The organism is Micromonospora sp. LOL_021 (assembly GCF_048060215.1).
In the GTDB taxonomy this organism is placed as follows: Bacteria; Actinomycetota; Actinomycetes; order Mycobacteriales; family Micromonosporaceae; genus Micromonospora_E.
Window position 1 is genome coordinate 1 of sequence record NZ_JBHMIN010000137.1, and the last position, 934, is coordinate 934.

General features: G+C 69.0%; 1 protein-coding gene. It reads right to left on the reverse strand.

All coding sequences use genetic code 11. The annotated features are described in order from the left end of the window. Positions 1-21: 21 nt before the first annotated feature. On the reverse strand, positions 22-861 hold the full coding sequence (locus tag ACFHWT_RS31345) for an IS5 family transposase (protein WP_282230447.1): 840 nt from the start codon (positions 859-861) through the stop codon (positions 22-24). Positions 862-934 lie beyond the last annotated feature (73 nt).

Sequence of the window (934 nt, forward strand, 5' to 3'; positions counted from 1 at the left end):
AGAGGGTGTTTGCGATAGGTGTCAGTCGGGCCAGTCGTAGGCGCGGCGTTGTTGTCGGCGGGCCGGGCCGCCGCGGGTCAACCGGCGCAGCATCTGGTTGATCGCCGCCCACCGGACCATCGCCTCCGACACCGCCGGATCACGCTCGTAGTCCCGCGCCAACCGGCGATGCGCCGTCAACCACGCCAGACTGCGCTCGACCACCCACCTGCGCGGATGCACCACGAATCCCCGCTGCCCGGCAGGCTTACGCACAATGTCCACCGTGGTCGACACCACCCGCCGCGCCCACTCCACGAACCCGCCGGCGAAGCCCTGATCAGCGAACACGTACCGCATCGACGGCACCGCCGCCACCGCCGCGACCAGCGCACCCCGACCACCATCGCGGTCCTGCCACGACGCCGCCAGGACCCACACCGTCACCAGCAGCCCCATCGTGTCGGTCACCACAAACCGCTTCCGACCGTTGATCTTCTTCCCCGCGTCGTACCCACGGCTGTCGGACCCGACGGTGTCCGCGCCCTTCACACTCTGCGAGTCGATGATCCCCGCCGACGGGTCCGGATCACGCCCGGCCTGGAGGCGGACCTCCTCGCGCAGCCGGTCGACGATCCGCTCGGTCACCCGCCGCTGTTCCCACTTGCGGTACTGCCCGTACACCGTCTCCCACGGCGGGAAGTCCGCCGGCAACTGCCGCCACGAGCAGCCGGTCCGCACCACGTACAGGATCGCGTCGACGATGTCCCGACGCGGATGCTTCGGCGGGCGACCGGGCTCCTTGATCAACGGGAGCATCGGCTCGATGATCTCCCACTGGGCGTCGGTCAGGTCCGAGGGGTAGGTAGGGGTTCGCGCCACACCAGGTACATCGACCCAACCCCATCCCCACCAACGGACACGCCGTCCGACACACCTATCGCAAACACTCACT